20 protein-coding genes are annotated in these 24820 nt (G+C 74.9%); 10 read left to right on the top strand and 10 right to left on the bottom strand.

Annotated elements, in window-relative coordinates; genetic code table 11:
- The first annotated feature begins 82 nt into the window (after positions 1-82).
- Positions 83-478 carry a YkvA family protein gene (locus Ae717Ps2_RS16505; protein WP_020624642.1) on the top strand — a complete coding sequence of 132 codons (396 nt, stop codon included), beginning with the start codon at positions 83-85 and terminating at the stop codon, positions 476-478.
- Here the strand turns inward: Ae717Ps2_RS16505 and Ae717Ps2_RS16500 are convergent.
- From Ae717Ps2_RS16500 to Ae717Ps2_RS16490, 3 genes are all read right to left on the bottom strand, one after another.
- A complete protein-coding gene (locus tag Ae717Ps2_RS16500; RefSeq protein ID WP_043279148.1) occupies positions 454-921 on the bottom strand; it encodes a hypothetical protein in 468 nt (155 codons plus the stop codon). The two genes, Ae717Ps2_RS16505 and Ae717Ps2_RS16500, sit on opposite strands and share 25 nt — an antisense overlap.
- Positions 922-1695: 774 nt before the next feature.
- Positions 1696-2523, bottom strand: a complete 828-nt coding sequence (locus tag Ae717Ps2_RS16495; RefSeq protein WP_198932200.1) for a glycerophosphodiester phosphodiesterase family protein — start codon at positions 2521-2523, stop codon at positions 1696-1698.
- Between the two features lie 111 nt (positions 2524-2634).
- Complete coding sequence (locus tag Ae717Ps2_RS16490; protein WP_158071505.1) at positions 2635-3453, bottom strand: SGNH/GDSL hydrolase family protein; 819 nt, start codon at positions 3451-3453, stop codon at positions 2635-2637.
- Positions 3454-3945: 492 nt separating this feature from the next.
- Here Ae717Ps2_RS16490 and Ae717Ps2_RS39140 point away from each other — a divergent pair, with 492 nt between their 5' ends.
- The gene (locus Ae717Ps2_RS39140; protein WP_233147588.1) at positions 3946-4944 is read left to right on the top strand and encodes a M23 family metallopeptidase; all 999 of its coding nucleotides are present in this window, start codon (positions 3946-3948) and stop codon (positions 4942-4944) included.
- 1 nt (position 4945) lies between these two features.
- On the opposite strand, the gene sthA is transcribed toward Ae717Ps2_RS39140, so the two are convergent.
- The gene (sthA, locus tag Ae717Ps2_RS16480; protein WP_139318761.1) at positions 4946-6376 is read right to left on the bottom strand and encodes a Si-specific NAD(P)(+) transhydrogenase; all 1431 of its coding nucleotides are present in this window, start codon (positions 6374-6376) and stop codon (positions 4946-4948) included.
- A 57-nt stretch (positions 6377-6433) separates the two neighbouring features.
- Positions 6434-7927, bottom strand: a complete 1494-nt coding sequence (locus Ae717Ps2_RS16475) for an FGGY-family carbohydrate kinase (protein ID WP_075307119.1) — start codon at positions 7925-7927, stop codon at positions 6434-6436.
- Positions 7928-8122: 195 nt separating this feature from the next.
- Between Ae717Ps2_RS16475 and Ae717Ps2_RS16470 the strand changes: the two genes are divergently transcribed.
- A complete protein-coding gene (locus tag Ae717Ps2_RS16470; protein WP_075333574.1) occupies positions 8123-9256 on the top strand; it encodes a DUF4192 domain-containing protein in 1134 nt (377 codons plus the stop codon).
- Between the two features lie 104 nt (positions 9257-9360).
- Here the strand turns inward: Ae717Ps2_RS16470 and galE are convergent, their stop codons facing one another.
- Positions 9361-10329, bottom strand: coding sequence for a UDP-glucose 4-epimerase GalE (gene galE / locus Ae717Ps2_RS16465; protein ID WP_020623755.1), 969 nt, complete (start codon positions 10327-10329; stop codon positions 9361-9363).
- Between the two features lie 15 nt (positions 10330-10344).
- Positions 10345-11061 carry a metal-dependent transcriptional regulator gene (locus tag Ae717Ps2_RS16460; RefSeq protein WP_075333573.1) on the bottom strand — a complete coding sequence of 239 codons (717 nt, stop codon included), beginning with the start codon at positions 11059-11061 and terminating at the stop codon, positions 10345-10347.
- Positions 11062-11154: 93 nt separating this feature from the next.
- Between Ae717Ps2_RS16460 and Ae717Ps2_RS16455 the strand changes: the two genes are divergently transcribed.
- The 3 genes from Ae717Ps2_RS16455 to Ae717Ps2_RS16445 are packed head-to-tail and all read left to right on the top strand — an operon-like array spanning position 11155 to position 16014.
- Positions 11155-12072: a sulfurtransferase gene (locus tag Ae717Ps2_RS16455; protein ID WP_083695801.1), complete on the top strand. Its 918-nt coding sequence runs from the start codon at positions 11155-11157 to the stop codon at positions 12070-12072.
- Positions 12073-12106: 34 nt separating this feature from the next.
- Complete coding sequence (locus tag Ae717Ps2_RS16450; protein WP_075307113.1) at positions 12107-13279, top strand: acetoin utilization protein AcuC; 1173 nt, start codon at positions 12107-12109, stop codon at positions 13277-13279.
- Positions 13280-13287: 8 nt separating this feature from the next.
- Complete coding sequence (locus tag Ae717Ps2_RS16445) at positions 13288-16014, top strand: bifunctional GNAT family N-acetyltransferase/acetate--CoA ligase family protein (RefSeq protein WP_075333572.1); 2727 nt, start codon at positions 13288-13290, stop codon at positions 16012-16014.
- A 348-nt stretch (positions 16015-16362) separates the two neighbouring features.
- Here Ae717Ps2_RS16445 and Ae717Ps2_RS16440 read toward each other — a convergent pair whose 3' ends face one another.
- Positions 16363-18012 (bottom strand): fumarate hydratase, encoded by a 1650-nt coding sequence (locus tag Ae717Ps2_RS16440; RefSeq protein ID WP_020624347.1) that lies wholly within the window; start codon positions 18010-18012, stop codon positions 16363-16365.
- Between the two features lie 111 nt (positions 18013-18123).
- Here Ae717Ps2_RS16440 and Ae717Ps2_RS16435 point away from each other — a divergent pair, with 111 nt between their 5' ends.
- The 3 genes from Ae717Ps2_RS16435 to Ae717Ps2_RS16425 all read left to right on the top strand — a co-directional run bounded on the left by Ae717Ps2_RS16435 (position 18124) and on the right by Ae717Ps2_RS16425 (position 22474).
- Positions 18124-20499 carry a xanthine dehydrogenase family protein molybdopterin-binding subunit gene (locus tag Ae717Ps2_RS16435; RefSeq protein WP_075334294.1) on the top strand — a complete coding sequence of 792 codons (2376 nt, stop codon included), beginning with the start codon at positions 18124-18126 and terminating at the stop codon, positions 20497-20499.
- 353 nt (positions 20500-20852) lie between these two features.
- A complete protein-coding gene (locus Ae717Ps2_RS16430) occupies positions 20853-21692 on the top strand; it encodes a fumarylacetoacetate hydrolase family protein (protein ID WP_075307109.1) in 840 nt (279 codons plus the stop codon).
- A gap of 5 nt (positions 21693-21697) precedes the next feature.
- Positions 21698-22474, top strand: coding sequence for a maleylpyruvate isomerase family mycothiol-dependent enzyme (locus Ae717Ps2_RS16425; protein WP_075334293.1), 777 nt, complete (start codon positions 21698-21700; stop codon positions 22472-22474).
- On the opposite strand, the gene Ae717Ps2_RS16420 is transcribed toward Ae717Ps2_RS16425, so the two are convergent.
- Positions 22457-23257, bottom strand: a complete 801-nt coding sequence (locus Ae717Ps2_RS16420; protein WP_020624351.1) for a hypothetical protein — start codon at positions 23255-23257, stop codon at positions 22457-22459. The genes Ae717Ps2_RS16425 and Ae717Ps2_RS16420 overlap by 18 nt on opposite strands.
- Positions 23258-23261: 4 nt before the next feature.
- Entirely contained in the window at positions 23262-23429 is a 168-nt protein-coding gene (locus Ae717Ps2_RS37350; protein WP_020624352.1) for a hypothetical protein, read from the bottom strand.
- 182 nt (positions 23430-23611) lie between these two features.
- On the opposite strand from Ae717Ps2_RS37350, the gene Ae717Ps2_RS16415 reads away from it, so the two are divergent.
- Positions 23612-24715: a glutamate-cysteine ligase family protein gene (locus Ae717Ps2_RS16415; RefSeq protein ID WP_075333571.1), complete on the top strand. Its 1104-nt coding sequence runs from the start codon at positions 23612-23614 to the stop codon at positions 24713-24715.
- The last annotated feature ends 105 nt before the right edge of the window (positions 24716-24820 follow it).

Here is a 24820-nt window from a genome sequence, read left to right as displayed (position 1 = left end):
CGCACGACCGCCCCGGTCGTCCCCGGTGTGACCTGACCGTTTCGCCGGGAACGACCGGGGCGAGCCGTGCGTTGGACCGGACATGACTGCAGCGAGTGCCACCGCAGGTCGCCGCGCCGGCCGCACGGCCGCGTTCGCGACGCTCTTCCGTGCCCTCACCCGTCGTGGCCGCCCCGGCGAGCCCGGACCCGTCGAACGGTTCCGGGCGCTGCCCGCCATGGTCGGCGACGCCTGGCGCGGCACCTACCCGCACCTGGGCAGGGGCCGGGTCGCCCTGTTCCTGGCCGCGCTGGCCTACCTGGTGTCGCCGGTCGACCTGGTGCCCGAGGCGTTCCTGACCGTGTTCGGCCTCGGCGACGACGCGATCGTCGCGATGTGGCTGGGTGGGGCGCTGCTGGTCGAGGCCGACCGCTACCTCGGGTGGCGGCGGACCGCACCGGCGGTCGTCGACGGTCAGGTGCAGGTCGACCGGACGTAGTCCCGGATCCGCTGTGCGGCGGCCTGGTACTCCGGGTCCGTCCGTTCCTGGGCGATCCCCGGGTCGCGGGCGACGGCGAGGGTGTCCCCGCCGTTGGCCTCCAGCAGCGCCAGCTGACGCTCGACGAGCTGGTCCACCCGTTCGAAGTCCGCGCGGATCTCCTGCGGTGCCAGGGAGGTGACCTGCTGGTTCGCCCGCCGCACGTTCGCGGTGACCTCGCCGACGTCGGAGATCGAGCGGCCGATGCCCACCCCGCTGAACGGCTGGGTCGCGGTGCGGCTGGCCTCGACGGCGTCGCAGAACGGGCTGGAGGGACGGTTCTGGGTGGTGGTGACCGGGCGGGACGAGCTCGGCTGGGTCGCCAGCGAGCTGCCGCAGCCCGCCACCAGGAGCAGGGCCAGTACCGCCGGGACGAGCAGTCCTGGCCGCCGTACAGCCGTCATCCCCGATCCTCCGCTCACCGGCCGGGACGGTGCCCGATCCGTGAGTGAAGTCTAGGTCGCGGGGTGTGAGGTGGATGTCGGCGGTGGGTGGGGCTCGTTCCGTTGTCCCGCCCTGGTCAGCCGCCACCGGCGCATCGACACCGACGAGAGGGTTCTGCCCAGCTGGGCAGCGGCGTCCGTCGGCGGGAGACCCAGGACGACCTGGTCCTCCGCTTCGGTCCACCGACGAGGTGAGCTCCGTGCTCGCATTCCCTCGGGACGGCGCCACCGCGCGACGGTCTCCGCTGCGACGAGCTTGCGGGGCAGGGCAAGACTTCCCGGGGGATACAGGAACTCCGCGAGCGCGCCCCTCAGGTAAACCCCGGGGATGCACGGGAGCTGCCGGAGGCGTGACCGACCCGGACTTGTGCCCTGCCGGGAGGCCGAGCGCCTGCAGCTCCTTCCGGAAGCTCCACGCATGGGTCTTCCAGGTGGCGCTCTCGTGGCGTTCGGCGAAGTTGGTCCGCCGGACGCGGGTCCTCACGGTGCTGCGCAGACCGGGGGCGAACAGTCCGACGAAGGCGTCGAGCACGGCGATGTCGCGGACGCCCAGCTCGATCGTCGCCGCTCCACGGTTCCGGTCGGCGGCGCTGAGGTGACCATCGGTCTGGAAGAGGCCGAGGAAGTACGCATGATCCTCAACGGTGGGGTCCAGGTGCGCCATGCCGTCACTGTCGCGCGTTGCCCCGACAGTGAGCGCGGCTCCGCCACGTGTCTCCGACGGTGCGGACCGGGTCAGCCGGCGAGGACCTTCCGCAGCACCCGGGGCCGGTCGGTGATGATCCGGTCCACCCCGGTGGTCGCGACCCGCCGCATGTCGTCGGTGTCGTTGACCGTGTAGACCCCGGTCTGCATCCCGCGGGCCCGGGCCTCGGCGACCAGGGCGGCGTCGACGACCCGGAACGACGGGTTGATCTGGGTGACCCCGTGCGCGGCGGCGTCGTCGAGCCGTGCCGTGGTCGGGCGCCCGCCGAACAGCCATCCGGCCGGGATGTCCGGGGCGGCCTCGGCGAAGCGGCGCATCGCGTCGTGGTCGAAGGACTGCACGACGACGCCGGAGCGGAGGCCGTCGACCTCGTAGGCGACCTCCTTCTCCACGCCCGGGTACCGCGCCGGGTCCTTCAGCTCGACCAGCAGGTCCGCGCGGCCGCGGAGCCGTTCGGCGAACTCGGCGAGGGTCGGGACGCGCTCCCCGGCGAAGGCGGGGGAGAACCACGACCCCGCGTCGAGACGGCGCAGCTCGGCGAGGGTGAACGTGCCGACGGGTGCCAGGGCGCGGGTGGGGAAGACCCGTTCGACGTCGGTGGTGCGGGCGAGCGTGGCGTCGTGGACGAGCACGAGGTGGCCGTCGGCGGTGCGCTGGACGTCAACCTCGACGGCGTCGGCCCGCTGGGCCAGCGCCTCGTCGGCGGCGGCGACGGTGTTCTCCGGGGCGTCGGCGGAGGCGCCGCGGTGCGCGACGACCTCCGGGCCGGTCCGGGGACGGTCGGTGTCGGCGAGGGCGACCGTGGCCGTCGCGAGGAGGGCGGCGGGGACGAGAAGGGTACCGAGCAGGCGTCGCACGAGGTGAGTCCTCAGGATCGGGGGCGGTACCTGGGAACCATCGTGGCGCGGCCGGTCCGGTCGGTGTCGCGCGAGTGTCCTCCGGTGGACGACCCGGCGAGGACCTGGTGGTCAGGGTCGGGTGACGGCCGCCTCGAACGCGGGCAGGTAACCGTCGCGGTAACCCTGGGGGGTCGGGTGGTAAATCGCCGGGGCCGACGCCGGCGGGGGAGTGATCCACGGGTCTGCGGAGCAGACCCCGTGTCCGGCGAACGCGGCGCGGACGTCGACGAACTGGCCCCGGAAGCGTCCGGCTGCGTCGGCGAGGGCGGCGTCGAGGGTGTCGGCGGCCCGGTTCAGCGCCTCCCGGCGGACGGCGTTCGGGACGCCGGGGACGTCGCAGTCGGGGCCCGGCTCGAACAGTCGCGGGTAGCCCAGGACCAGGATCTTCGCCCCGGGGGCCTGCAGCCGGACACCGACGATCGTCGAGATCAGCCCGCCGGGAGCGATCCAGCGGGCGGCGCGCTCCCCGCCCCGGATGGCGCGCAGACAGGTCTCGTCGTCGCGGGCGGTGCTGCAGACGGCCAGGACCGGCCCGAACCCGGTGTCGTTGCCGCCGACGGTGATCGTCACCAGGGTGGTGTCGGCGGAGACGGTGCGCACCTGCCGGGCGATCACCTCGCCGCTGGTGGCGCCGCTGCACGCGACGCTGACGAACGACGCCGGGTCGTGGCGGGCCGCCCACAGCGCGGGGTAGGACGCTGCGCTGCGCCGGCAGTCGCCGGTGGCCGGGTCCGGCCGGGCCCCGACGCCCGCGGCGTAGGAGTCGCCGAGCGCGACGTACCGGACGGGGGCCGCGATCGCGACGGCCGGTGCCGGGTCGGCGAGTGCCGCCGGTGCCAGGACGACCAGCAACGCGCACGTCAGCAGGGGGACCAGGAGGCGGCGCACCCGTTCAGACAACCCCGGCGGCACCCCTGCGGCAATCCGGGCACCGGGTGAGGGGGTGCACGCGCCGTCGACGACGAGGTGCGCCGAACGGGTCCCGGCCGGGCCGCGTCCGCGGACGACATGCCGCGGAGCCGCCGCGCACGCGTCATCACTGTGGGTGAGTGCGTCGAAGGCGATCTGCCCGGCCACGACCACTCGACCCCGGCGCACTACAGGCGGAAAGTCCAGCTCAGGGCATTGTCCGAGGTGGATCGACCGGATCGGCGGCACGGTGAACGGCAGGTGGCCGGGGCGAGTGGCCGGCCTCGTCCGCTCACCGCCCGCAACGTCCCGTCGGTCTCGTGATCACCCGTTCGGGTTTGTCCGTCCGGTGCGTCCGGCTAGCGTCGGAATCAGATCACGGAACGGTCACGAACCGGACGCGGCTTCTCCCCAGGGGGCCGCCCGCTCCCCACGGGTTGTCCGCCGTTCCGCGATCCGGAAGGAATCGTCGTGGCACGGCATCGCTCCCCCCGGAGCCGTCGGACGAGCCTCGCGATCCCGGCCCCGCAGCTCGCGGTGGCCGGGATCGGGGCCCCGGTCGGCTCGTTCCCCGCAGGTCCCTACGTCCGGCGTGCCCGTGACATCCGGACCGAGGACGGTTCGCGCTGGTCGGCGTCCACCCGGATCGCCGCCGCCGTCGTCGCGGTGGGCGGCATCGCGGCCACCGCCCATGCGACCGTCGGCTCCGGCGACCTGTCCGCGGCCGTGACGTCCTGGTTCGACACGGCGGGATCGTCGGCTGCGGGATCGTCCTCGGTGTCGAACCAGAACGCCGCCCTTCCCTCCGCCGTGCCCGCACCCCGGTCCGCCGCGGACACCGCGACCTCCCCGATCGCGGACCCGGCCACCATCGCCTCGCTCGCCGCCCCGGCCGCCGCCCCCTCCGTGGCCGCGCGCACCGTCGCCGCCGCGGACACCGGCCGCGCCAGGGCCGCCTCCGCGGTCCAGGCCGCCACCGCCTCGGTCGACCAGGTCCGCAAGGCCGCCGAGGAGCGCGCCCGGGCAGTGGAGGCCGCCCGCGCCGCGGGCGCCACCGGCGCACTGCAGTCCGCGTCCGCGGGCGGTGCGGTGTCGATCGTGACCGGCCGGGTCACCTCGGGCTTCGGATCCCGCTGGGGCACCCAGCACATGGGGCTCGACATCGCCGCGCCGATCGGTACCCCGATCCACGTGCCTCTCGCCGGCACCGTCATCAGCTCCGGCCCGGCCAGCGGGTTCGGGATGTGGGTCCGGGTCCGGCACGCCGACGGCACGGTCACCGTCTACGGCCACATCAACCGCTCGCTGGTCTCGGTCGGGCAGAAGGTGGCGGCGGGCCAGCAGATCGCCGAGGTCGGCAACCGCGGCCAGTCCACCGGCCCGCACCTGCACATCGAGGTCGTGGACCCGAGCGGAACCAAGATCAACCCGAAGCCGTGGCTCGACGCGAACGGCTTCCGCTACACCTGAGTCAGGAGCTCTGGACCGCCTCCAGCGCCCGGATCTTGTTCGTCGCGTCCAGCGCGGCGACCTTGTAGGCCTCCGACAGCGTCGGGTAGTTCAGGACGGTGTCGACGAGGTAGTCCACCGTCCCGCCGCAGCCCATGATGGCCTGCCCGATGTGCACGAGGTCGGTGGCGTTGGTGCCGAACACGTGCACCCCGAGCAGCCGGTGGTCCTCGGGCGACACCAGCAGCTTGAGCATGCCGTAGGAGTCGCCGACGATCGCGCCGCGGGCCAGCTCGCGGTAGCGGGACAGCCCGGTCTCGTACGGGATCGCCGCCGCGGTCAGCTCGGCCTCGGTCCGCCCGCAGAACGAGATCTCCGGGATCGTGTAGATGCCGATCGGCTGCAGCTCGTGCAGCTCGCGGACCGGCTCGTCGAACAGGTGGTAGGCCGCCAGGCGGCCCTGGTCCATGCTCGTCGACGCCAGCGCCGGGAACCCGATCACGTCGCCGACCGCCGCGATGTGCTCGACCGAGGTCCGGTACTGCTTGTCGACCTCGATGCGACCCCGGTCGTCGGCCTGGATGCCCGCGGCGTCCAGGCCCAGCTCCTCGGTCATGCCCTGGCGGCCCGCCGAGTACATGACCATGTCGGCCGGGATCTTCTTGCCGCTGGCCAGGCTGGTCACCGTGCCGCGGCCGTTCACCTCGACCGAGGACACCTCCTCGCCGAACCGGAAGGTGACCGCCGAGTCCCGCAGGTGGAACTTCAGCGACTCCACGACCTCCGGGTCGCAGAAGCCGAGCATCGAGTCCCGCTTCTCCACCACGGTCACCCGGGTGCCGAGCGCGGCGAACATCGAGGCGTACTCGATGCCGATGACCCCCGCCCCGACGACGACCATCGAGCCCGGCACCCGGCCGAGCTGCAGCACCTGGTCGGAGTCGACGACCCGCTCGCCGTCGAACGCGACGGTGTCCGGCCGGGCCGGGCGGGTCCCGGTCGCGACCACGAAGTGCGAGGCGGTGACCTGGTTGTGGTCACCCCGCCCCGACCCCTCGACGACGACGGTGTGCGGGTCGGTGAAGCGCGCCGTCCCGGTCAGGATGTCGACGTGGTTGCGCAGCAGCTGGTTGCGGACGATCTCGGTCTCCCGGCCGATCACGTGCCGGGTGCGGGCCAGCAGGTCGTCGATGGTGATCTCGGACTTGACCCGGTAGCTGGCGCCGTACATCTCGCGCTGGCTGAACCCGGACAGGTACAGCACCGCCTCGCGCAGCGTCTTCGACGGGATGGTGCCGGTGTTGACGCAGACGCCACCCATCATGTGGCCGCGGTCGGCGATCGCCACCCGCTTCCCCAGCTTCGCCGCGGCGATCGCGGCCTTCTGCCCGCCGGGACCGGAGCCGATCACCAGCAGGTCGTAGTCGTGGGCGGGTGACTCGTCGGCACTCACCCGCACAGCGTGGTGGTCGGGGTGCCGCGCGGCAACCGTGCGGGTGTGAACAGCGTGTCACGGCCGGTAGGAGCGTCTCCGCTCGTCGGCGAGGAAGTGCGCGGTCTCCCGGGTGGCGGTGTAGAGCGAGCGGTAGTGCGGGTGGAAGCGGTCGTACACCTCGCGGGCCGCCGGGTCCGGCTCGATCGTGCGGGCGACGGGGTTCCAGTCGCGCAGCCGGGGTTCGGCCCCGGTCGCCACGGCGGCCAGCCAGGCGTCGCCGAGAGCGGCGCCCACGGTCTGCTCCGGTACGTCCTGCGGGACCCCGGTCACGTCGGTGACGATCCGGGTCCACAGGCCGCCCTGCACCCCGCCGCCGACGGCGACCAGGCGCTTCGTGCCGCCGCCCGCGGACCGCATGACCTCCAGGTTGTGCCGCACGCCGTGCGCGATGCCCTCCAGCGCGGCCCGGTACACCTCGCCGCGGGTGTGCCCGGTGGTCAGCCCGGCGACCACCCCGCGGGCGTCCGGGTCGAACAGCGGTGTCCGCTCCCCGGCGAAGTAGGGGAGCAGCAGCAGCCCGCCGCTGCCCGGCGGTGCCTCGGCGGCCTCGGCGACCAGTCCGGCGAACCCCTCCCCGGTGAGATCGCGCAGCCAGTTCGTGATCGCCCCGGAGGTCGCCATCCCGGCGGCCAGGGTGAACGACCCCGGTTCGACGCCGCGGGTCGTCCACATCGCCGGGTGCGGGTGCGGACGGTCGATGACCTCGATGAGGAACATCGTCGTCCCGTACATGACCATCACCTCCCCGGCGCCGGTGACGCCGGCGCTGGTGGCCTCGGCCCACGCGTCGACGGTGCCGGCGGTGACCGGCAGCCCCTCCGGCAGACCGGTCGCGGCGGCCGCCGCCGCGGTCACCCGCCCGGCGACCTCGGTCGGCCACAGCAGCCGGGGCAGCGTGATGCCCGGGGCGGTGCGCTCGGCCCAGTCGGGCGCCCAGTCCGCGGCGGTCAGGTCGTACATCGGGTCGCACTGGCTGGCCGAGTGGTGGTCGAGCACGTACTCGCCGGTGAGCCGGTGCACCAGGTACGACGAGCACATCAGGAACATCTCGGTGCGCGCGAACACCTCCGGTTCGTGCCGGGCCAGCCACCGCCACTTCGGCCCCACCGCCTGCGACGAGAGCGGTGTCCCGGCCCGGGCCAGGATCGCGTCGACGCCCAGCTCCGCGTTCAGCTCGTCGATCTCGGCGCCGGCGCGGGTGTCGACGCCGTAGAGGATGGCCGGGCGCAGCGGGCGGCCGTCGCCGTCGGCGGGGAGCAGGGTCGGCCCGATCCCCGACACCCCCAGCCCGGCGAGCTCGGTGCCGTCGTCGAGGGCGGGCAGCAGCTCCCGCACGATCGCGACGAAGTCGCCCCACCAGACGGCTTCGGCGTCGTGCTCGACGTGGCCGGGCACCGGTTGCGCGGTGTCGTGTGCCCGGTCGGTCCGGGCCAGCACCCGGCCGCCGGCGTCGACGAGGACGCCCTTCGAACCCGACGTGCCGATGTCGACGCCCAGATACACGCGCATGGGACGTTCCTACCTCCCCCGGCCCGTGGTGCACACCGTGCGGGTGCAGAACGTTCGTGCAGGTCGACCTGCCGACCGCCGCGCCGCCCCGAACCATCCACGACACCCCCTCAGGAAGGGGTGTGACGCCCGGCTGTCCACAGCCGGGCGGGTGACGGTGTTCCGCACGCCCTGGCCCGGGCCGACCGTGGTGCCATGACCGCCTGCCCCCAGCCCGAACCCGCCCCGTCGCCGCCCGGGACGGCGGACCCGCCCGACCCCGGTCCACCGGAGCCGTTCGGCCCGCCGCCCCGGCTGGAGAGCCCCGCCGAGCTGATCGCCGCGATCCCGGTGCTGCTCGGGTTCCACCCCCGGGACTCGCTGGTCCTCGTCTCGCTCACCGGCTCGCGTCACGGGGGCGGGGTCGGGCTCACCGTGCGGGTCGACCTCCCGCGCTCGTCGGCCTCGACACGCCGGGTGTGCCAGGAGGCGGTCGGGGTGCTCGTCGGTGAACGGCCGGCCCGGGCACTGGCACTGGTCGTGCGCGACCCGGGCCCGGGCGGGCCGAGCCCGCGCCGGAGCCGCCGGGACATGGGGTCCGCCGCGCGGCGGGCGCTGCTCGACGCCGGGATCGAGCCCGTCGCGGTGCTCTGGGCGACGGGCACCGGGGCGGGGGACCGCTGGGGCTGTTTCGACCAGCCCTGCACCTGCGGCGGCATCCTGCCCGACCCGGCGTCGACCGCCCTGGGGGTCACGGCCGCGGTCCGCGACGGCCGGGCCGTCCTGCCCGACCGCGCTGCGGTGCTCGCCCCGCTCGACGGCGACGCCGGCGCCCGCCGCCGCCGGGCCCGGCTGCGCGACACCGGCGCCGCGCCCGCCAGGGTCTCCGCCGCGGTCGGCACCGCGCTGCTCGACGCCTGCCTGGACGAGGCCGCCGCGAGCCGGTTCGTCGTCGACGACCGGCTGGCGCTGGCCCTGTGCGGCGCCCTCGACGTCGGTGACGTGCGCGACGAGGCGCTGCGCCGCTGCCTGGGCGGCCGCGCGGCGGACGCCGAACAGCTGTGGGCAGTACTGGCCGCGGCCCTGCCGTCACCGCAGCGGGCGCACCCGCTGGCGCTGCTCGCGGTGTGCGCCCTGCTGCGCGGTGACGGCGCGCTCGCGACCGGGGCGGTGCAGCGGGCGCTGGCCGAGCGGCCCGACCACGTGCTCGCCGGGGTGGTGGCGAGCAGCCTGCACGGCACGCGTGACCCGCGCTCACCCGCCGCGCGGTGGGCGGGCCCGCGCGGACTGCGGCGGCTGCTCACCGCGATGCTCGACCCGGACGCGACCGACGACCCGGCCGCCCGGTGAGCCCGTCGGTCGAGGCGGCGGGCCGCTGCTCGGCCGGCCGGCACCCCGGTCGACCGACACCCCGCCGACCGGCACCCCGGCCGGGACACCGACGGCGGTCCGGGTCACCGGGACCGGGCGAACTCCCAGGCGTCGGCGACGATCTCGGCGATCGCGGTGCGCGACGGCTTCCAGCCCAGCTGCTGCGCGGCCTGCTCGCTCGAGGCCACCAGCACCGCCGGGTCCCCGGCCCGGCGCGGCGCGACGACGGCCGGGATCGGGTGCCCGGTCACCGTGCGGCAGGCCTGCACGACCTCGAGCACGGAGAACCCCTGACCGCTGCCGAGGTTGTAGATGTCGTGCCGGCCCGCGACGGCGTGGGTCAGCGCGAGCAGGTGGGCCTCGGCGAGGTCGTCGACGTGGATGTAGTCGCGCACGCAGGAGCCGTCGGGGGTGGGCCAGTCGTCGCCGTAGACCGAGATCGACTCCCGGGTGCCCGCGGCGACCTGCAGGACCAGTGGGATCAGATGCGTCTCGACCGCGTGCCGCTCCCCGAGCGGGGTGTCACCGGACAGGTGCGCCCCGGCCACGTTGAAGTACCGCAGGCTCGTCGCGGCCAGGCCGTGCGCCCGCGCATAGGAGGTGATCATGTGGTCGATCGCGAGCTTGCTCGCCCCGTAGGGGTTGGTCGGCCGGGTCGGCGCGGTCTCCGGGATCGGGACCTGCTCCGGCTCGCCGTAGGTGGCCGCGGTGGAGGAGAACACCAGCCGCGGCACCGCGTGCTCCCGAACGGCCTCCAGCAGCCGGAACGAGGCCACGACGTTGCCGTCCCAGTACTTCTCGGGCTGCTCGACGGACTCCCCGACCAGCGAGCGGGCGGCGTAGTGCAGCACGCCGTCGAACCCGCCGCGGCCCAGGACCTCCCCGGCGCGGGCGCCGAGCTCACCCTCGACGAACTCCGCCCCCGCGGGCACGGCGTCGCGGTGGCCGGTGGACAGGTCGTCGAGCACGACGACCTCGTGGCCGGCGTCGAGCAGGTGCGCGGCGCACACGCTGCCCACGTAACCCGCGCCGCCGGTGACGAGCAACTTCACGTGTCCGGATCCTCCTCAGATCGCGCGGACGAGCACGGCGTGCGCGACCGGCGGAGCGACGGTCGACTTCTCGTCGTCCGAGCTCACCGGCACCGGGTCGCCGAAGCGGGAGATCGGGCCCACCTCGACCGCGTTGCCGGGCACGATCCCCGCGAGCTTCAGCTCGCCCATGAGGTCGGAGTCCAGCTGCACGTGCTCGGCGATCCGCCGGATCTCCACGCGACCGCCGCCGCGGCGGGCCAGCTCGTCGAGCCGCTGCAGGCCGACCTCGAGGGTGGGCGGCACCGACGACGACGCCGAGGTGTCGTCACCGCGCTCCAGCTCCTCCAGACCCGGGATCGGGTTGCCGTAGGGCGAGACGGTCGGCTTGTCGAGCAGGTGCAGCAGCTTGCGCTCGACGTCCTCGCTCATCACGTGCTCCCAGCGGCACGCCTCGGCGTGGACGAGCTCCCACTCGAGCCCGATCACGTCGATCAGCAGCCGCTCGGCGAGCCGGTGCTTGCGCATGACGGCGACGGCGCGGCCGCGACCCTCGTCGGTCAGCTCGAGGTGGCGGTCCCCGGCCACGACGACGAGTCCGTCGCGTTCCATGCGGGCCACCGTCTGGCTGACGGTCGGCCCGCTCTGTCCGAGGCGTTCGGCGATCCGCGCGCGCAGCGGGACGACGCCTTCCTCCTCGAGTTCGTAGATGGTGCGGAGGTACATCTCCGTGGTGTCGATGAGGTCGTTCACATGGGGCCCCTTCGTTCGACGTCCAGTCTACCCAGCGCGGCTCCCGCGCATGGCGAGCCCGTCCGGGGCAGGATGGGGCGCGTGTCCGGATCCATGATCCCCCCTTCGGAACTCGCCGGCCTGCTGGGGCCCGCCCCGGCCGCCGACACCGCGCGACCGGTGGTGCTGGACGTCCGGTGGCGTCTGGTCGGCCCGCCCGGCCGCGCGGACCACGAGGCGCACCGGATCCCCGGAGCGGTGTTCGTCGACCTCGACACCGAGCTGTCCGCCGGCCCCGCGCGCCCGGGGCCCGGCGGGCGCCACCCGCTGCCCGACACCGGTGCGCTGCAGGAGGTCCTGCGCCGGGCCGGGGTCCGTGACGACACCGGCGACCAGCTCGTCGTCGCCTACGACGACCTCGACGGCTCGGTCGCCGCCCGCGCCTGGTGGCTGCTGCGCTGGGCCGGCGTCGCGCCCGGCCGGGTCCGGGTGCTCGACGGCGGGTTCGCCGGCTGGCAGGCCGCACGCCTGCCCGTCGCGGGGAGCGCCCCGGGTGCCGGGGCGCCGGAGCCGGAGCCCCTGCCGCCCGGCGACCTGGTGGTCCGGCCGGGCGGGATGCCCGTCGTCGACGCCGACGGGGCCGCCGCGCTGGCCCGCGACGGGGTGCTCCTCGACGCCCGCGCCGCCGCCCGCTTCCGCGGCGAGACCGAGCCGGTCGACCCGCGTGCCGGGCACGTCCCGGGTGCCCGCAACACCCCGGCCGCGGCGAACACCGGCCCGGACGGGCGCTGGCACCGCGCCGACGCGCTGGCCGAGCGCTTCCGCGCCGCCGGCGTCGCACCGGGCGTCGCGACCGGCGCCTACTGCGGGTCCGGTGTCAACGCCTGCGCCCTGGTGCTCGCGCTGGAGGAGTCCGGCCTCACCACGCCGGACACCCCGGCCGCGCTGTACCCCGGGTCGTGGTCGGAGTGGAGCGCCGACCCGGACCGCCCGGCCGAGATCGGGGACCGGCCGTGGGCCGCGCGGGAGTGACCGCGCCCGCCGGCCTGGCATACGGTTCCGGCCCATGAGCGCTCGCACGTCGGTGGTGTGGACTCCGGAGTTCCTGACCTACCAGCTGTCCGAGGACCACCCCCTCAACCCGGTGCGGCTGGAGCTGATGATGGAGCTCTCCCGCGGGCTGGGCGTGCTCGACGGCGTCGACCTGGTCGTCCCGGAGCCCGCGGGCGAGGTGGACCTGACCCGAGTGCACACCCCCGGCTTCCAGACGGCGGTCAAGTCAGCCCCCGAGTCGCCGTTCGGTGTCGGCCACGGGCTGGGCACCGCCGACAACCCGATCTTCTTCGGCATGCACGAGGCGTCCGCGCTGATCGCGGGCGGCTCGGTCGCCGCCGCCCGGGAGATCGCCGAGGGCCGCGCGGACCGCGCGGTGAACATGGCGGGCGGGCTGCACCACGCGATGCGCGACCGCGCCGCGGGCTTCTGCGTCTACAACGACTGCTCGGTCGCGATCGCCTGGCTGCTGGAGCAGGGCTACGAGCGGATCGCCTACGTCGACGTCGACGTCCACCACGGCGACGGCGTGCAGGACTGCTTCTACGACGACCCCCGGGTGCTGACGATCTCGATGCACCAGCATCCGCTCACCCTGTGGCCGGGCACCGGCTGGGCGGGGGAGACCGGCCGCGGTGCCGGCGAGGGGTACGCCGTCAACGTCTCGCTGCCCCCCGGCACCGGCGACGCGGGCTGGCTGCGGGCCTTCCACGGCGTCGTGCCGTCGCTGCTGGAGTCCTTCCGCCCGCAGGTGCTGGTCACCGAGTGCGGCGCGGACACCCACTCCGAGGACCCGCTGGCGAACCTGGAGCTGTCGGTCGACGGTCACCGGGCGATCTACCACGCGCTGCGCGAGATGGCCGAGACCACCGCGGGCGGCAAGTGGCTGGTCCTCGGCGGCGGCGGGTACGCGCTCTACCGGGTGGTCCCGCGCTCCTGGACGCACCTGATGGCGGTGGCGCTGGACCGCGACCTGGACCCGGACACCTCGATCCCCGCGGACTGGACGGCGCTCGCCGCGACCCGGACCCGGTCGCCGCTGCCGGTGTCGATGTCCGACGGCGCCGACCCGGCGTTCGAGCGGTGGGGCGGCTCGTTCGGCGAGCGCGTCGACTCCGCGATCCTGGAGACCCGTCGTGCGGTGTTCCCGCTGCACGGCCTCGACCCCGACGACCCGCGGGACTGAGACCGACCATGACCGAGACGACCGACGAGACCCCGGCCACCACCCCCGAGCACCCCTACCCGCGGCACTGGGAGGCCGACGTCGTCGCCTCCGACGGCGGGATCGTGCACCTGCGCCCCATCCTGCCCAGCGACGCCGACGCGCTGCTCGACTTCCACTCCAAGCTGTCCGACCGCACCCGCTACCTGCGCTACTTCGGCCCGTACCCGCGGATCTCGGCGCGGGACCTCGAGCGGTTCACCGTCGTCGACCACCGGACCCGGGTCGCGTTCCTGGCGCTGCTCGGCGACGAGATCATCGCCGTCGGCCGCTACGAGGGGCTGACCCCCGGCGGGGGAGCCGCCGCGCAGGACGGGGCCGGCACCGACAAGCCGGTCACCTCCGCGGAGGTGGCGTTCGTCGTCCGTGACGACCACCAGTCCCGCGGGCTCGGCTCGATCCTGCTCGAACACCTCGCCGCCGCCGCCCGGGAGAACGGGCTGTCCCGGTTCGAGGCCGAGGTGCTGGTGGAGAACCACGCCATGGTGCGGGTGTTCCGCGAGGCCGGCTACGGCGTCACGCGGGCCTTCGCGGAGGGCGTGCTGCACCTCGAGTTCGACATCGACCCGACCGAGAAGTCGATCGCGGTCCGCTACGCGCGCGAGCAGGCCGCCGAGGCCCGCAGCGTCGCGAACCTGCTGCACCCGACCTCGGTCGCGGTGATCGGCGCGTCCGCGGACGAGACCAAGATCGGGCACGCCGTCCTGCTGAACCTGCTGCGCGCCGGGTTCACCGGCCCGGTGTACCCGGTCAACCCCGACGCCCGCTCGGTGCGGGGCGTGCGTGCCTACCCGTCGGTGATCGACATCCCGGACGGGGTGGATCTCGCGGTCGTCGCCGTCCCGGCCGCGAACATCGACGAGGTCATGGATTCCTGCCTGGCCAAGGGCGTGAAGGTGCTGGTCGTGATCAGCTCCGGCTTCGCCGACGCCGGTGACGCCGGCGGCACCGTCGCCGAGCGTCGTCTGGTGGCCGAGGCGCGGGCGCACGGGATGCGGGTGGTCGGGCCGAACGCGCTCGGCGTCGCCAACCCCGACCCGGCGGTGCGGCTCAACGCCACCCTCGCGCCGCGGATGCCCGGTCACGGGCGCACCGGGTTCTTCTGCCAGTCCGGCGCGCTCGGCAGCGCCATCCTCGCCAACGCCCGCACCCGCGGGCTGGGGCTGTCGTCGTTCGTGTCGGCGGGCAACCGCGCCGACGTGTCGGGCAACGACCTGATGCAGTACTGGCAGACCGACCCGAACACCGAGCAGGTGCTGCTGTACCTGGAGACCTTCGGCAACCCGCGCAAGTTCGCCCGGGTCGCCCGCAGGCTCGCCCGCACCAAGCCGGTCATCGCGGTGAAGTCCGGCCGGCACACCGGGACGTTGCCGTCGCTCGCCTCGGTCGCGGCGCCGATCGACGAGTCCAGCGTGCAGGCGCTGTTCGAGCAGGCCGGCGTCATCCGCGTGCAGACCCTGCCGCAGATGTTCGACACCGCCCTGCTCATCGCCCACCAGCCGCTGCCGAAGGGCCGCCGGGTCGCCGTCGTCGGCAACTCCACCGCGGTCAACCTGCTGGTCCTCGACGGGCTGCTCGACGAGGGACTGGAGCTGGCGGGGGACCCGGTCGACGTCGGGACCCAGGCCTCGCCGGAGGCGTTCGCCGGCGCGGTCCGCGCGACCCTGGACGGCGACGTCCGCCCGGACGCACTCATCGCGGTGTTCGTCCCGCCGGTCGCGGTGGCGGGCCGGGACCACGCGCGCGCCCTGCGTGACGCGGCGGCCGGCGCCGGGGTCCCGGTCGTCGCGGTGTTCCTGGCCGCGGAGGGCATCCCGGCCGAGCTGTCGGTCCCCGGGACCGACGGCACCCCCGGCCGCGGGTCGGTGCCGAGCTTCGCCAGTCCCGAGCGGGCGACGTCGGCGCTGGGCCGGGTCAGCCGCTACGCGCAGTGGCGCGACACCGCCGTCGGGGAGTTCGTCGTGCCCGAGGGCATCGACGCCGACCGGGCGCGCGACCTCGTGGCGTCGTTCGGGCCGGACGTCACGCACCCCCTCACCGACGACGAGGCGGTCGACCTGCTCGCCTGCTACGGCCTGGAGGTGATCACCTTCCGCCGGGCGAAGGGCGCCGACGACGCCGTCGCCGCCGCCGGGGAGCTCGGCTACCCGGTCGTCATCAAGTCGACCGCGGACCAGTGGCGTCACCGCGGTGACTTCGTCGGGGTGCGCCTGGACCTGGTCTCGGAGGAGGCGCTGCGCGCCGCGCACGCGGAGCTGTCACGGGTCACCGGCTCCGACGAGGTCTACGTCCAGCGGATGGCGCCGAAGGGCACCTCGTGCACGGTGGAGGTCGTCGACGACCCGTCGTTCGGGTCGCTGGTCGCGTTCGGGCTGTCCGGGATGGCGACCGAGCTGCTCGACGACCGTGCCTACCGCGTCCTGCCGGTCTCGACCGAGGACGCGGCCCGGCTGGTGCGGGCCCCGCGGGCGGCGCCGCTGCTCACCGGCTACCGCGGCACCGACCCGGTCGACCTCGCCGCGCTGGAGGACGTCGTGCTGCGGATCGGACGGCTCGTCGAGGACCTGCCGCAGGTCCGCTCGCTCGCACTCGACCCGGTACTGGCCTCGCCGCAGGGCGCGTTCGTGGCCGGCGCACGGGTGACGATCGGCCCGGTGCCCGACCGCCGCGACGCGGGCCCCCGCCGCCTGCGCTGACGCTGCCTGCGCGCCCGCGCGGACGCCGAGCCGCGGCCCCGGGGAGGCCGCAGCCCCGGGGACGCCGTGCCGGGGACCCCCGCGCCACGGAGACCCCCGCGCCACGGAGACCCCCGCGCCACGGAGACCCCCGCGCCACGGAGAACGCCGCGCCGCCGACCGTGCCGCGCCGCCAACCGCGCCAGATGACGCCGCCGCACCCCGCGACCGCGCGCGGCACCCCACGCGAGGGGTGCCACACGACGTCCCGGGGTGCGACGGCGCGGTGCCCACGGCGCGGTGCCCACGGCGCGGTGGCACGCCCGGTGCCGGAGCGCCCCGGCGGAGCACGCCAGGGCAGCGTCGGGCTCAGGTGCGGAAGGTGACCTGCAGCGTCGGTGCGCTGGTGTCGGCGAAGAAGTCGTTGCCCTTGTCGTCCATCACGACGAACGCCGGGAAGTCCTCGACCTCGATCTTCCAGACCGCCTCCATGCCGAGCTCCGGGTACTCGAGCACGTCGACCTTGCGGATGCAGTCCTGCGCCAGGCGGGCGGCCGGGCCGCCGATGGAGCCCAGGTAGAAGCCACCGTTCGCGGCGCAGGAGTCCACGACCTGCTTCGACCGGTTCCCCTTCGCCAGCATCACCAGGGACCCACCGGCCTCCTGGAACTGCTTCACGTAGGAGTCCATCCGCCCGGCCGTCGTCGGTCCGAACGAGCCGGACGCGTAGCCCTCGGGGGTCTTGGCCGGCCCGGCGTAGTAGACGGCGTGGTCACGCAGGTACTGCGGCATCGGCTCGCCCGCGTCGAGCCGCTCGGCGATCTTGGCGTGCGCGATGTCGCGGGCGACGACCAGCGGCCCGGTCAGCGACAGCCGGGTCCGCACCGGCAGCTGCGAGAGCTGGGCGCGGATCTCGTCCATCGGCCGGTTCAGGTCGATGCGCACGACCTCGTCGGACAGGTCGCCGTCGGTGGTCTCGGGCAGGTACTGCGCCGGGTCGCGCTCCAGCTGCTCCAGGTACACCCCGGACGGGGTGATCTTGGCCTTGGCCTGGCGGTCCGCCGAGCAGGACACCGCGACGCCGACCGGCAGCGAGGCGCCGTGCCGGGGCAGCCGGATGACGCGCACGTCGTGGCAGAAGTACTTGCCGCCGAACTGGGCGCCGATCCCGAAGTTGCGGGTCAGCTCCAGGACCTGCTGCTCCAGGTCGGTGTCGCGGATGGCGTGCCCGAGCGGCGAGCCCTCGGTCGGCAGGGTGTCCAGGTAGCGGGCCGAGGCGAGCTTGGCGACCTTGAGGTTGAACTCCGCCGACATCCCGCCGACGACGATCGCCAGGTGGTACGGCGGGCAGGCCGCGGTGCCGAGGCTGCGCAGCTTCTCGTCCAGGAACGCGGCGAGCCGCTTGGGGTTCAGCAGCGCCTTCGTCTCCTGGTAGAGGAAGGTCTTGTTGGCCGAGCCGCCACCCTTGGCCATGACCAGGAACTCGTAGTACGGGTCCCGGCCCGGCTTGGCGTACAGCTCGACCTGCGCGGGCAGGTTGGTGCCGGTGTTCTTCTCGTCCCAGAAGCTGATCGGCGCCATCTGGCTGTAGCGCAGGTTCAGCTCCTGGTAGGCCTCGAAGACCCCGCGCGACACCGCGGCCTCGTCGTCGCCGCCGGTCAGCACGGTCTCGGTCTTCTTGCCGACGACGATCGCGGTGCCGGTGTCCTGGCACATCGGCAGCACCCCGCCCGCGGACACGCAGGCGTTGCGCAGCAGGTCGGTGGCGACGAACCGGTCGTTGCCGGAGGCCTCGGGGTCGTCGATGATGGCGCGCAGCTGCTTCAGGTGCGAGGGTCGCAGCAGGTGCTGGATGTCGGAGACGGCCGCGCGGACGAGACCGGTGATCGTCTCCGGCGGGACCTCGAGGAAGGTGCGGCCCGCGGCCTCGGTCACGGTTCCCGCGGGCAGGTCGAGCTCGCGGTACTCGGTGTCGTCCGGGCCGAGCGGGAGCACATCGGTGTGGTGGAACTCGGGCATGGCGGGGACGCTACCGGCCGTCGCCGGGCGGGCACCGCAGGTGGAGACGCAGGCGACGTGTGAGACGCACTAACCGGACGACCCTCCGGTTAGTGTTGTAGTGTGGACCACATGCCTGGCTCGATCCTGGGAACCTCCGTCCGCCGCGTCGAGGACGCCGACCTGATCACCGGTGCGAGCACCTTCGTCGGGAACCGGGTCCTCGGTGCCGACGCACCGGCGGGCCTCGCCCACGTCGCGTTCGTCCGCTCGCCGGTGGCGCACGCGCTGCTCACCGGCATCGACACCACCGCGGCCGCGGCCGCGCCCGGCGTCCTCGCCGTCTACACCGCGGCCGACCTCGACCTGCCCGCCCACCACGGCCTGATGGTCCTCAACCCCGCGCTGCCGCGCCCGCCGCTGGCGACCGACCGGGTCCGGTTCGTCGGCGAGGCGGTGGCACTGGTCGTCGCCGAGAGCCGCGCCGCCGCCGTCGACGCCACCGAGCTCGTCGAGGTCGACTACGACCCGCTGCCCGCGGTGACCGACATCGAGGCCGCGCTCGCCGACGACGCCCCGCTGCAGTTCCCCGACCAGGGCAGCAACCTCGCCGCCGGCGAGCGGGGGACCGGCGACCCGCTGCAGGGCGCCGAGGTCGTCGTCCGCGCGCGGATGGTGAACCAGCGCGTCGCGGCCGTCCCGATGGAGGGCAACGCGATCGCCGCCGACCCGACGACCACCGACTTCCCGCTGACCGTGCACGTCTCCACCCAGATGCCGCACGGCTTCCGCACCCAGCTCGCCGGGCTGACCGGGCTGGAGACCGAGCAGGTCCGCGTGGTCGCCCCGCACGTCGGCGGTGGGTTCGGCGCGAAGGCCGGTGTGCTCGCCGAGCACACCGCGACCGTCGTCGCCGCCCGGGCGCTCGGGCGGCCGCTGGCCTGGATCGAGACCCGCTCGGAGAACCTCGTCTCGATGCCGCACGGCCGCGGACAGGTCGGCTACTACGAGCTCGGCCTCACCCGCGACGGCCGGATGACCGGCCTGCGTGTGCGGGTCGTCGGCGACTCCGGGGCCTACGCCGGGTTCGGCGGCGCGCTCCCGCTGCGCACGACCTACCTCATGGCGACCGGCGTCTACGACATCACGAACCTGCGCTACGACGCGGTCTCCGCGCTGACCAACACCACCCCGATGGGCGCCTTCCGCGGCGCGGGCCGCCCCGAGGCCGCCGCCCACCTGGAGCGCCTGGTCGACCTCGCCGCCGTCGAGCTGGGCATCGACCCGGTCGAGCTGCGCCGGCGGAACCTGCTCGCGCCCGACGTCTTCCCGTACACCACCCCGACCGGCGCCCGGTACGACGTCGGCGACTACGACCTGCCGCTGCGCGAGGCCCTGCGCATCGCCGGCTACGACGAGCTGCGCGCCGAGCAGGCCCGCCGCCGCGAGGCGGGCGACCCGGTGCGCCTGGGCATCGGCATCGCGGTCTACGTCGAGGTCACCGCCGGTGGCGGGGGCGGCGAGTACGGCTCGGTGACCGTGCACGCCGACGGCTCGGCGACGGTGTCGGCGGGCACCTCGGCGCACGGTCAGGGACACGCGACCTCGTTCGCGATGCTGGTGTCGGACCGGCTCGGCATCCCGATGGACCGGATCCGCTACGTCCAGTCCGACACCGCGCTCGTCCCGCGCGGCGCCGGGACCGGCGGCTCGCGGTCGCTGCAGCTCGGCGGGACCGCGGTGTCCGAGGCCGCGCACGAGCTCCACGAGCGGGCCCGCAAGCTCGCCGCGTACCTGCTGGAGGCCGCCGCGGAGGACGTCGAGATCACCGGCGACGGCACCTTCGGGGCCGCCGGGGTGCCCGGCGGGCCGACCGTGAGCTGGAGCGACGTGCACCGGCAGGCCGAGGCCACGGGGGAGGAGCTGCACGTCGGCCTCGACTCCGCGCAGGACGGCGCGACCTTCCCGTTCGGGGCGCACCTGTCGGTCGTCGAGGTCGACACCGAGACCGGGCGGGTCACGCCGCTCCGGCACGTCGCCGTCGACGACTGCGGGCGGATCCTGAACCCGCTGCTCGTGGAGGGCCAGCAGCACGGCGGACTCGCCCAGGGCGTCGCGCAGGCGCTGCACGAGGAGGTCCTGTTCGACGACGAGGGCCAGCCGCTGACCTCCAGCCTCGCCGCCTACACGATCCCGACCGCGGCCGACCTGTTCTCCTTCGAGACCTCGACGACCGAGACCCCGACCCCGCTCAACTCGCTCGGCGCCAAGGGCATCGGCGAGTCCGCGACGATCGGGTCGACGCCCGCGGTGCAGAACGCCGTGGTCGACGCGCTGTCGGACCTGGGGGTGCGGCACATCGACCTGCCCTGCACCCCCGAGCGGGTGTGGCGGGCGGTCACCGCTGCCCGCGCCGGGGAGCCGGAGCAGGCGTGGCGCGAGCCGCCCGCGGTCTTCGACGACCTGCCGGTGCGCGGCGGTGGCGCCGAGGACGACGCCGCGATCTGACCCGGCACCGGCCCAGGCCGGTGGTGCCGTGGCGGATCCACACCCGCTGTCCGGCATCCACACCTGCTGCAACGGGTGTGGGCACCGGACAGCGGGTGTGGTTGCGGAGCGCCACGCCGCCGGGCGGGGCGGGGCGGGTGGCGGCGCGCCGGCGGGGGCGGTTCCCGGACGGGGGTGTCCGTCGCCGGGCCGGCGGAACGGGGGTCGCGCTCCGTCGCGGAATCGCCCGTACGGGTGAGTTCGGCGCGTCCACCGGCCGGGATGCGCGCCAACCCACCCCCCGACTGTTCCGCGGCCCCCCGGTGGCGCAGACTCTCGCCGGACGGCAACCGATACCGGGAGGCACCCGCACGATGAGGCTCGCGACGATCCGGACCGCGACCGGGCACCGGGCGGTGCGCGTCGACGGCGACACCGCCGTCGAGACGGGGGAGGCGGACGTGCGGGCGCTGCTGGAGCGTCCCGACTGGGCCGAGCACGCCGCGGGCGCCGCCGGCCCGGTGCACGAGACCGCGGGCCTGGACTACGCGCCGCTGGTGCCGTCGCCCGAGAAGATCATCTGCATCGGGCTGAACTACCGCGACCACGTGCTCGAGATGGGCAACGAGCTGCCCGAGTACCCCACGGTCTTCGGCAAGTACGCGCCCGCCCTGATCGGCGCGTACGACGAGATCGAGCTGCCCGAGCAGTCCGACCGCGTGGACTACGAGGCCGAGCTGGCCGTCGTCATCGGGCGTTCGGTCCGCCGCGCCGACCGCGAGGCTGCGGCCGCCGCCATCGCCGGGTACACGGTGCTCAACGACGTGTCGATGCGCGACTACCAGCGGCGCACCAAGCAGTTCCTGCAGGGCAAGACCTGGGAGCACTCGACGCCGCTCGGGCCGGTGCTGGTCACGCCCGACGAGCTGCCCGCCGACCCGGCTGCCGGCGGCGCGCTGCGGATCTCCTCGGAGCTGTCCGGGGAGACCATGCAGGACTCCACGACCGACCAGCTCGTGTTCGGCGCGGTGGACCTGGTGGTCTACCTGTCGGAGATCCTCACCCTCAACCCCGGTGACGTCATCGCCACCGGCACCCCGGGCGGTGTCGGCGACGCACGCACGCCTCCGCGCTACCTCACCGACGGCGCCGAGATCGTCACCGCGGTGGAGGGGATCGGCGAGTGCCGCAACGTGTGCCGGGCCGTGCGGTGACGTCCGTGCACCCACCCGGGGACGGCCGTGCCGTCGTCCCGCCGCCAGTGAGTGACGCACTGGCCTGGGCCGGCGACGGTCAGGCCCACCTGCGCGGGCTGATGACCCGGATGGCGGGCGAGGCGTTCCGCGCCCCGTCGGCACTGCCGGGCTGGACCCGCGCGCACGTGCTCACCCACCTCGCCCGCAACGCCGACGCCATGGTCAACCTGCTGACCTGGGCGCGGACCGGTGTCGAGACCCCGGCCTACCCCGACCTCGCGTCCCGCGACGCCGACATCGAGGCCGGGGCCGGGCGCAGCTCCGACGAGATCCGCGCCGACGTCATCGCCTCCTCCGACCGGCTCGCCGACGCGGTCCGCGCGATGCCGGAGAAGGCGTGGTCGGCGACCGTGCGCAATCCGCAGGGCGTCGAGATGCCGGTGACGGCGGTGCCGTGGAACCGGGCCCGCGAGGTGTGGATCCACGCCGTCGACCTCGACGTCGGCGCCTCGTTCAAGGACCTGCCGATCCCCATGCGGGAGGTGCTGGTCGCCGACGTGGTCGCGCGGCTGGAGCGCAAGCCCGGCTGTCCGCACGTGCGGTTGGAGGAGGTCCGCACCGGCGCGACGCTGGAGTTCGGTCCAGGGCCCGCCGGGCCGGACGGGGCCGAGCCGCGGGATCTCGGCACGGTCCGCGGCAAGGTGCACGACATCATGGCCTGGCTGCTGGGCCGCCCGTTCGACAAGGGGCTGCGCGACGCCGACGGGAAGATCCCGCCGCCGCTACCGGTCTGGCTCTGACCCCGGCTCCGCCGCGGGCCGGTCGCGGCCCTCGAGCTCGTCCAGGCGCGCGGTGGCCCGGCCGAGCTGGCGGGCCATCTCGTCGAGCCGGGCCTGCAACAGCGCCATCTCCGCGGTGAGCACGGCGACCGCGCCCGCGGCGGCGACCGGGTCGCCGATCACCCCGTCGGCCGCCTCGTCCCCGTGCGGGTCGGGGCGCTCGCCGAACCCCGCCGCGTCGGGTGTGGTCAGCGGGCCCGCCGCGACGTCGTCGGGCAGCAGGGTGAGCTCGGCCAGCTCGGCGAAGCGCTGCGCCGACAGCACCGGACGCGCCCCGGCGCAGCGCAGGCACACCGGTTCCAGCCGGCGCCAGCCGTGCTGCCCGGAGCCGGTGTCGGCCAGCACCGCGACCCGTGCCCCGCAGCGGCACGGTCGCATCCGGATCGTGCGCACCCGCTGCCGGGCGTAACGCAGGCCCAGCTCGTAGCGGCGGAACCGGCCGGAGGCGGCCACCTCGAGCAGGACCGCGCCCTGGTGCTCGGGCGCACACGCCAGCTCGCGGGCGTCGTCGGCGGTGTGGAAGCAGTAGAACCCGCAGTCGCACCACCGCGACGGGCAGGCGTGCCGGCAACCGTGCGCGCACACCGCGTCGTCGACGGTGCGGTAGACGTGCGCCCGCCCGAGTGTCACACCGCTGAAGCCCGCCGTCGTGCCGTCCGCGGACAGCATGGGGAAGGCCAGCTTGTGGCCCTCCAGCGGGCCGGTCGGGTACTCCAGCGGGGTTCGGCGGAACAGCCCGCGCACCCGGTCAGTCCTCGCGGGACCCCGAGTGCGCCGGCTGCTCGAGCGCCGGCGTCCACTCGGTGAACTCGGGCTCGACGGTGCGCCCCGGACGCGGGCGCTCCTGGGCGTCGGCCACCCGGTCGGCCTCGTGGTCCACGGCGAATCCCTCGGAGATCTTGCGGCCCAGCCTCATGACGCCTCCCGTGTGCTCCGGGTCCCGGCCACCTGGTGGACGTGGCCGCCATCACCAGGCTGACCGTTCGTCGCGGGGTTGTCCAGGGCGGAACGGGTGAGGAGCAGACGGGACGGATCACAGCCGGCGCCCGGACCGGCGTCGGTAACGTCGTGTGCCGGGACGGGGACCGGGGGTCAGCGATGCGGGGCGAGGCGCGCTACGGGCTCGAGCACGAGCTCGCGCTGCTGCGGGACGACGGGACGGTCGCCGACCACCGGTCGCTGACCCACGCGGAGGTCGCGGCCGTCGTCGACGAGCTGCCGGAGCTGCCCGACGACCAGTCGGACCTGCGGATCGGCGACGCCGGCATCCGCTGCAAGCGCTGGTACGCCGAGGGCTACGAGCGTCTCGACCCCGACGGCGAGCTGCTCCGGTTCGAGCCCAAGGGCATCGAGATCCGGACCTGTGTGCACGACTCGGTCGAGGCCGCAGTCGACGCGCTGGCCGCCGACGCCGTCACCCTGGCCGGGGTCGCGGCCCGGCACGGGCTGCGACCGGTCGCGTTCGGCCACCACCCCGAGCTGTCGGCCTACCGGTTGGACCCGCCGCCCAACGCCCACGAGCGGGCCCTGATGGCGGCCTCGCCGGAGGAGCGGACCTCCCACCTGCACATGGTCACCTGGGGCCCGGACCTGAACCTGTCGTTCCCGGAGTCGGGGACCGATCCCCGTGTGCTGGCCGACGCGGCGGCGAAGCTGACCTTCTACAGCCCGTACCTGGTGCCGTGGTCGTTCTCCTCACCGTTCCGCGACGGCCGTCCGTGGGGCGGGCTGCCGCCCGGCGCCCCGCTGCTGGCGACCGACCCCAGCCTGGTGCGGCACGCGGGCATCCCCGGCGAGGTGGGGCGGATCGAGTTCAAGGCGTTCGACGCCGTACCGGTGGTCGTGGGGGAGGAGCCCGCCGAGGGTGTGGGCACCGAGCTGCCCGCGGCGCTGCTGAGCCTGCTGACCGGCCTGCTGCGCGACGACACGCTGCCCGGCCGTCGTCGCACCCCGGACGCGGCGGCGCACCGCCGCTCGGCGCTGCGGGGCTGGTCGGACGCGGCGGTCCGGGTGGGGTCCCAGGCCGTCCTCGATGCCGCGGCGACCGCGCTGGCCGGCGACGACGCCCACCTCGCGCGGCTGGCGTCGCTGGCCCGGCGGCTGGCGCGCCGGGAGACCCCCGCGGACCGGATGCTGGCCCGCCACCGCGCGGGCGGCGGCATCCCGGGTCTCGGGCACCCGGTGCCACGCGGAACCGGCTGACCCGCGGGCCAGCGCAGACGGGCAGAGCCGCGGGCCGGCGCGGACCGGCTGACCCGCGGACCGGCTGACCCGCGGGCCGACGCGGACACGGCGGAGCCGCGTGCC

The organism is Pseudonocardia sp. Ae717_Ps2, assembly GCF_001932475.1.
Taxonomy (GTDB): domain Bacteria; phylum Actinomycetota; class Actinomycetes; order Mycobacteriales; family Pseudonocardiaceae; genus Pseudonocardia.
The sequence above is the reverse complement of the archived record's forward strand: the minus strand, read 5'-3'. Positions and strand labels throughout refer to the sequence as shown.

Coding starts and splice junctions, on each gene's coding strand:
- Ae717Ps2_RS16505 (WP_020624642.1), top strand. CDS start 83: ATGACTGCAGCGAGTGCCACCGCAGGTCGCCGCGCCGGCCGCACGGCC.
- Ae717Ps2_RS16500 (WP_043279148.1), bottom strand. CDS start 921: ATGACGGCTGTACGGCGGCCAGGACTGCTCGTCCCGGCGGTACTGGCC.
- Ae717Ps2_RS16475 (WP_075307119.1), bottom strand. CDS start 7,927: ATGCGCGTGTATCTGGGCGTCGACATCGGCACGTCGGGTTCGAAGGGC.
- Ae717Ps2_RS16470 (WP_075333574.1), top strand. CDS start 8,123: ATGACCGCCTGCCCCCAGCCCGAACCCGCCCCGTCGCCGCCCGGGACG.
- Ae717Ps2_RS16455 (WP_083695801.1), top strand. CDS start 11,155: ATGATCCCCCCTTCGGAACTCGCCGGCCTGCTGGGGCCCGCCCCGGCC.
- Ae717Ps2_RS16450 (WP_075307113.1), top strand. CDS start 12,107: ATGAGCGCTCGCACGTCGGTGGTGTGGACTCCGGAGTTCCTGACCTAC.
- Ae717Ps2_RS16445 (WP_075333572.1), top strand. CDS start 13,288: ATGACCGAGACGACCGACGAGACCCCGGCCACCACCCCCGAGCACCCC.
- Ae717Ps2_RS16440 (WP_020624347.1), bottom strand. CDS start 18,012: ATGCCCGAGTTCCACCACACCGATGTGCTCCCGCTCGGCCCGGACGAC.
- Ae717Ps2_RS16435 (WP_075334294.1), top strand. CDS start 18,124: ATGCCTGGCTCGATCCTGGGAACCTCCGTCCGCCGCGTCGAGGACGCC.
- Ae717Ps2_RS16430 (WP_075307109.1), top strand. CDS start 20,853: ATGAGGCTCGCGACGATCCGGACCGCGACCGGGCACCGGGCGGTGCGC.
- Ae717Ps2_RS37350 (WP_020624352.1), bottom strand. CDS start 23,429: ATGAGGCTGGGCCGCAAGATCTCCGAGGGATTCGCCGTGGACCACGAG.
- Ae717Ps2_RS16415 (WP_075333571.1), top strand. CDS start 23,612: ATGCGGGGCGAGGCGCGCTACGGGCTCGAGCACGAGCTCGCGCTGCTG.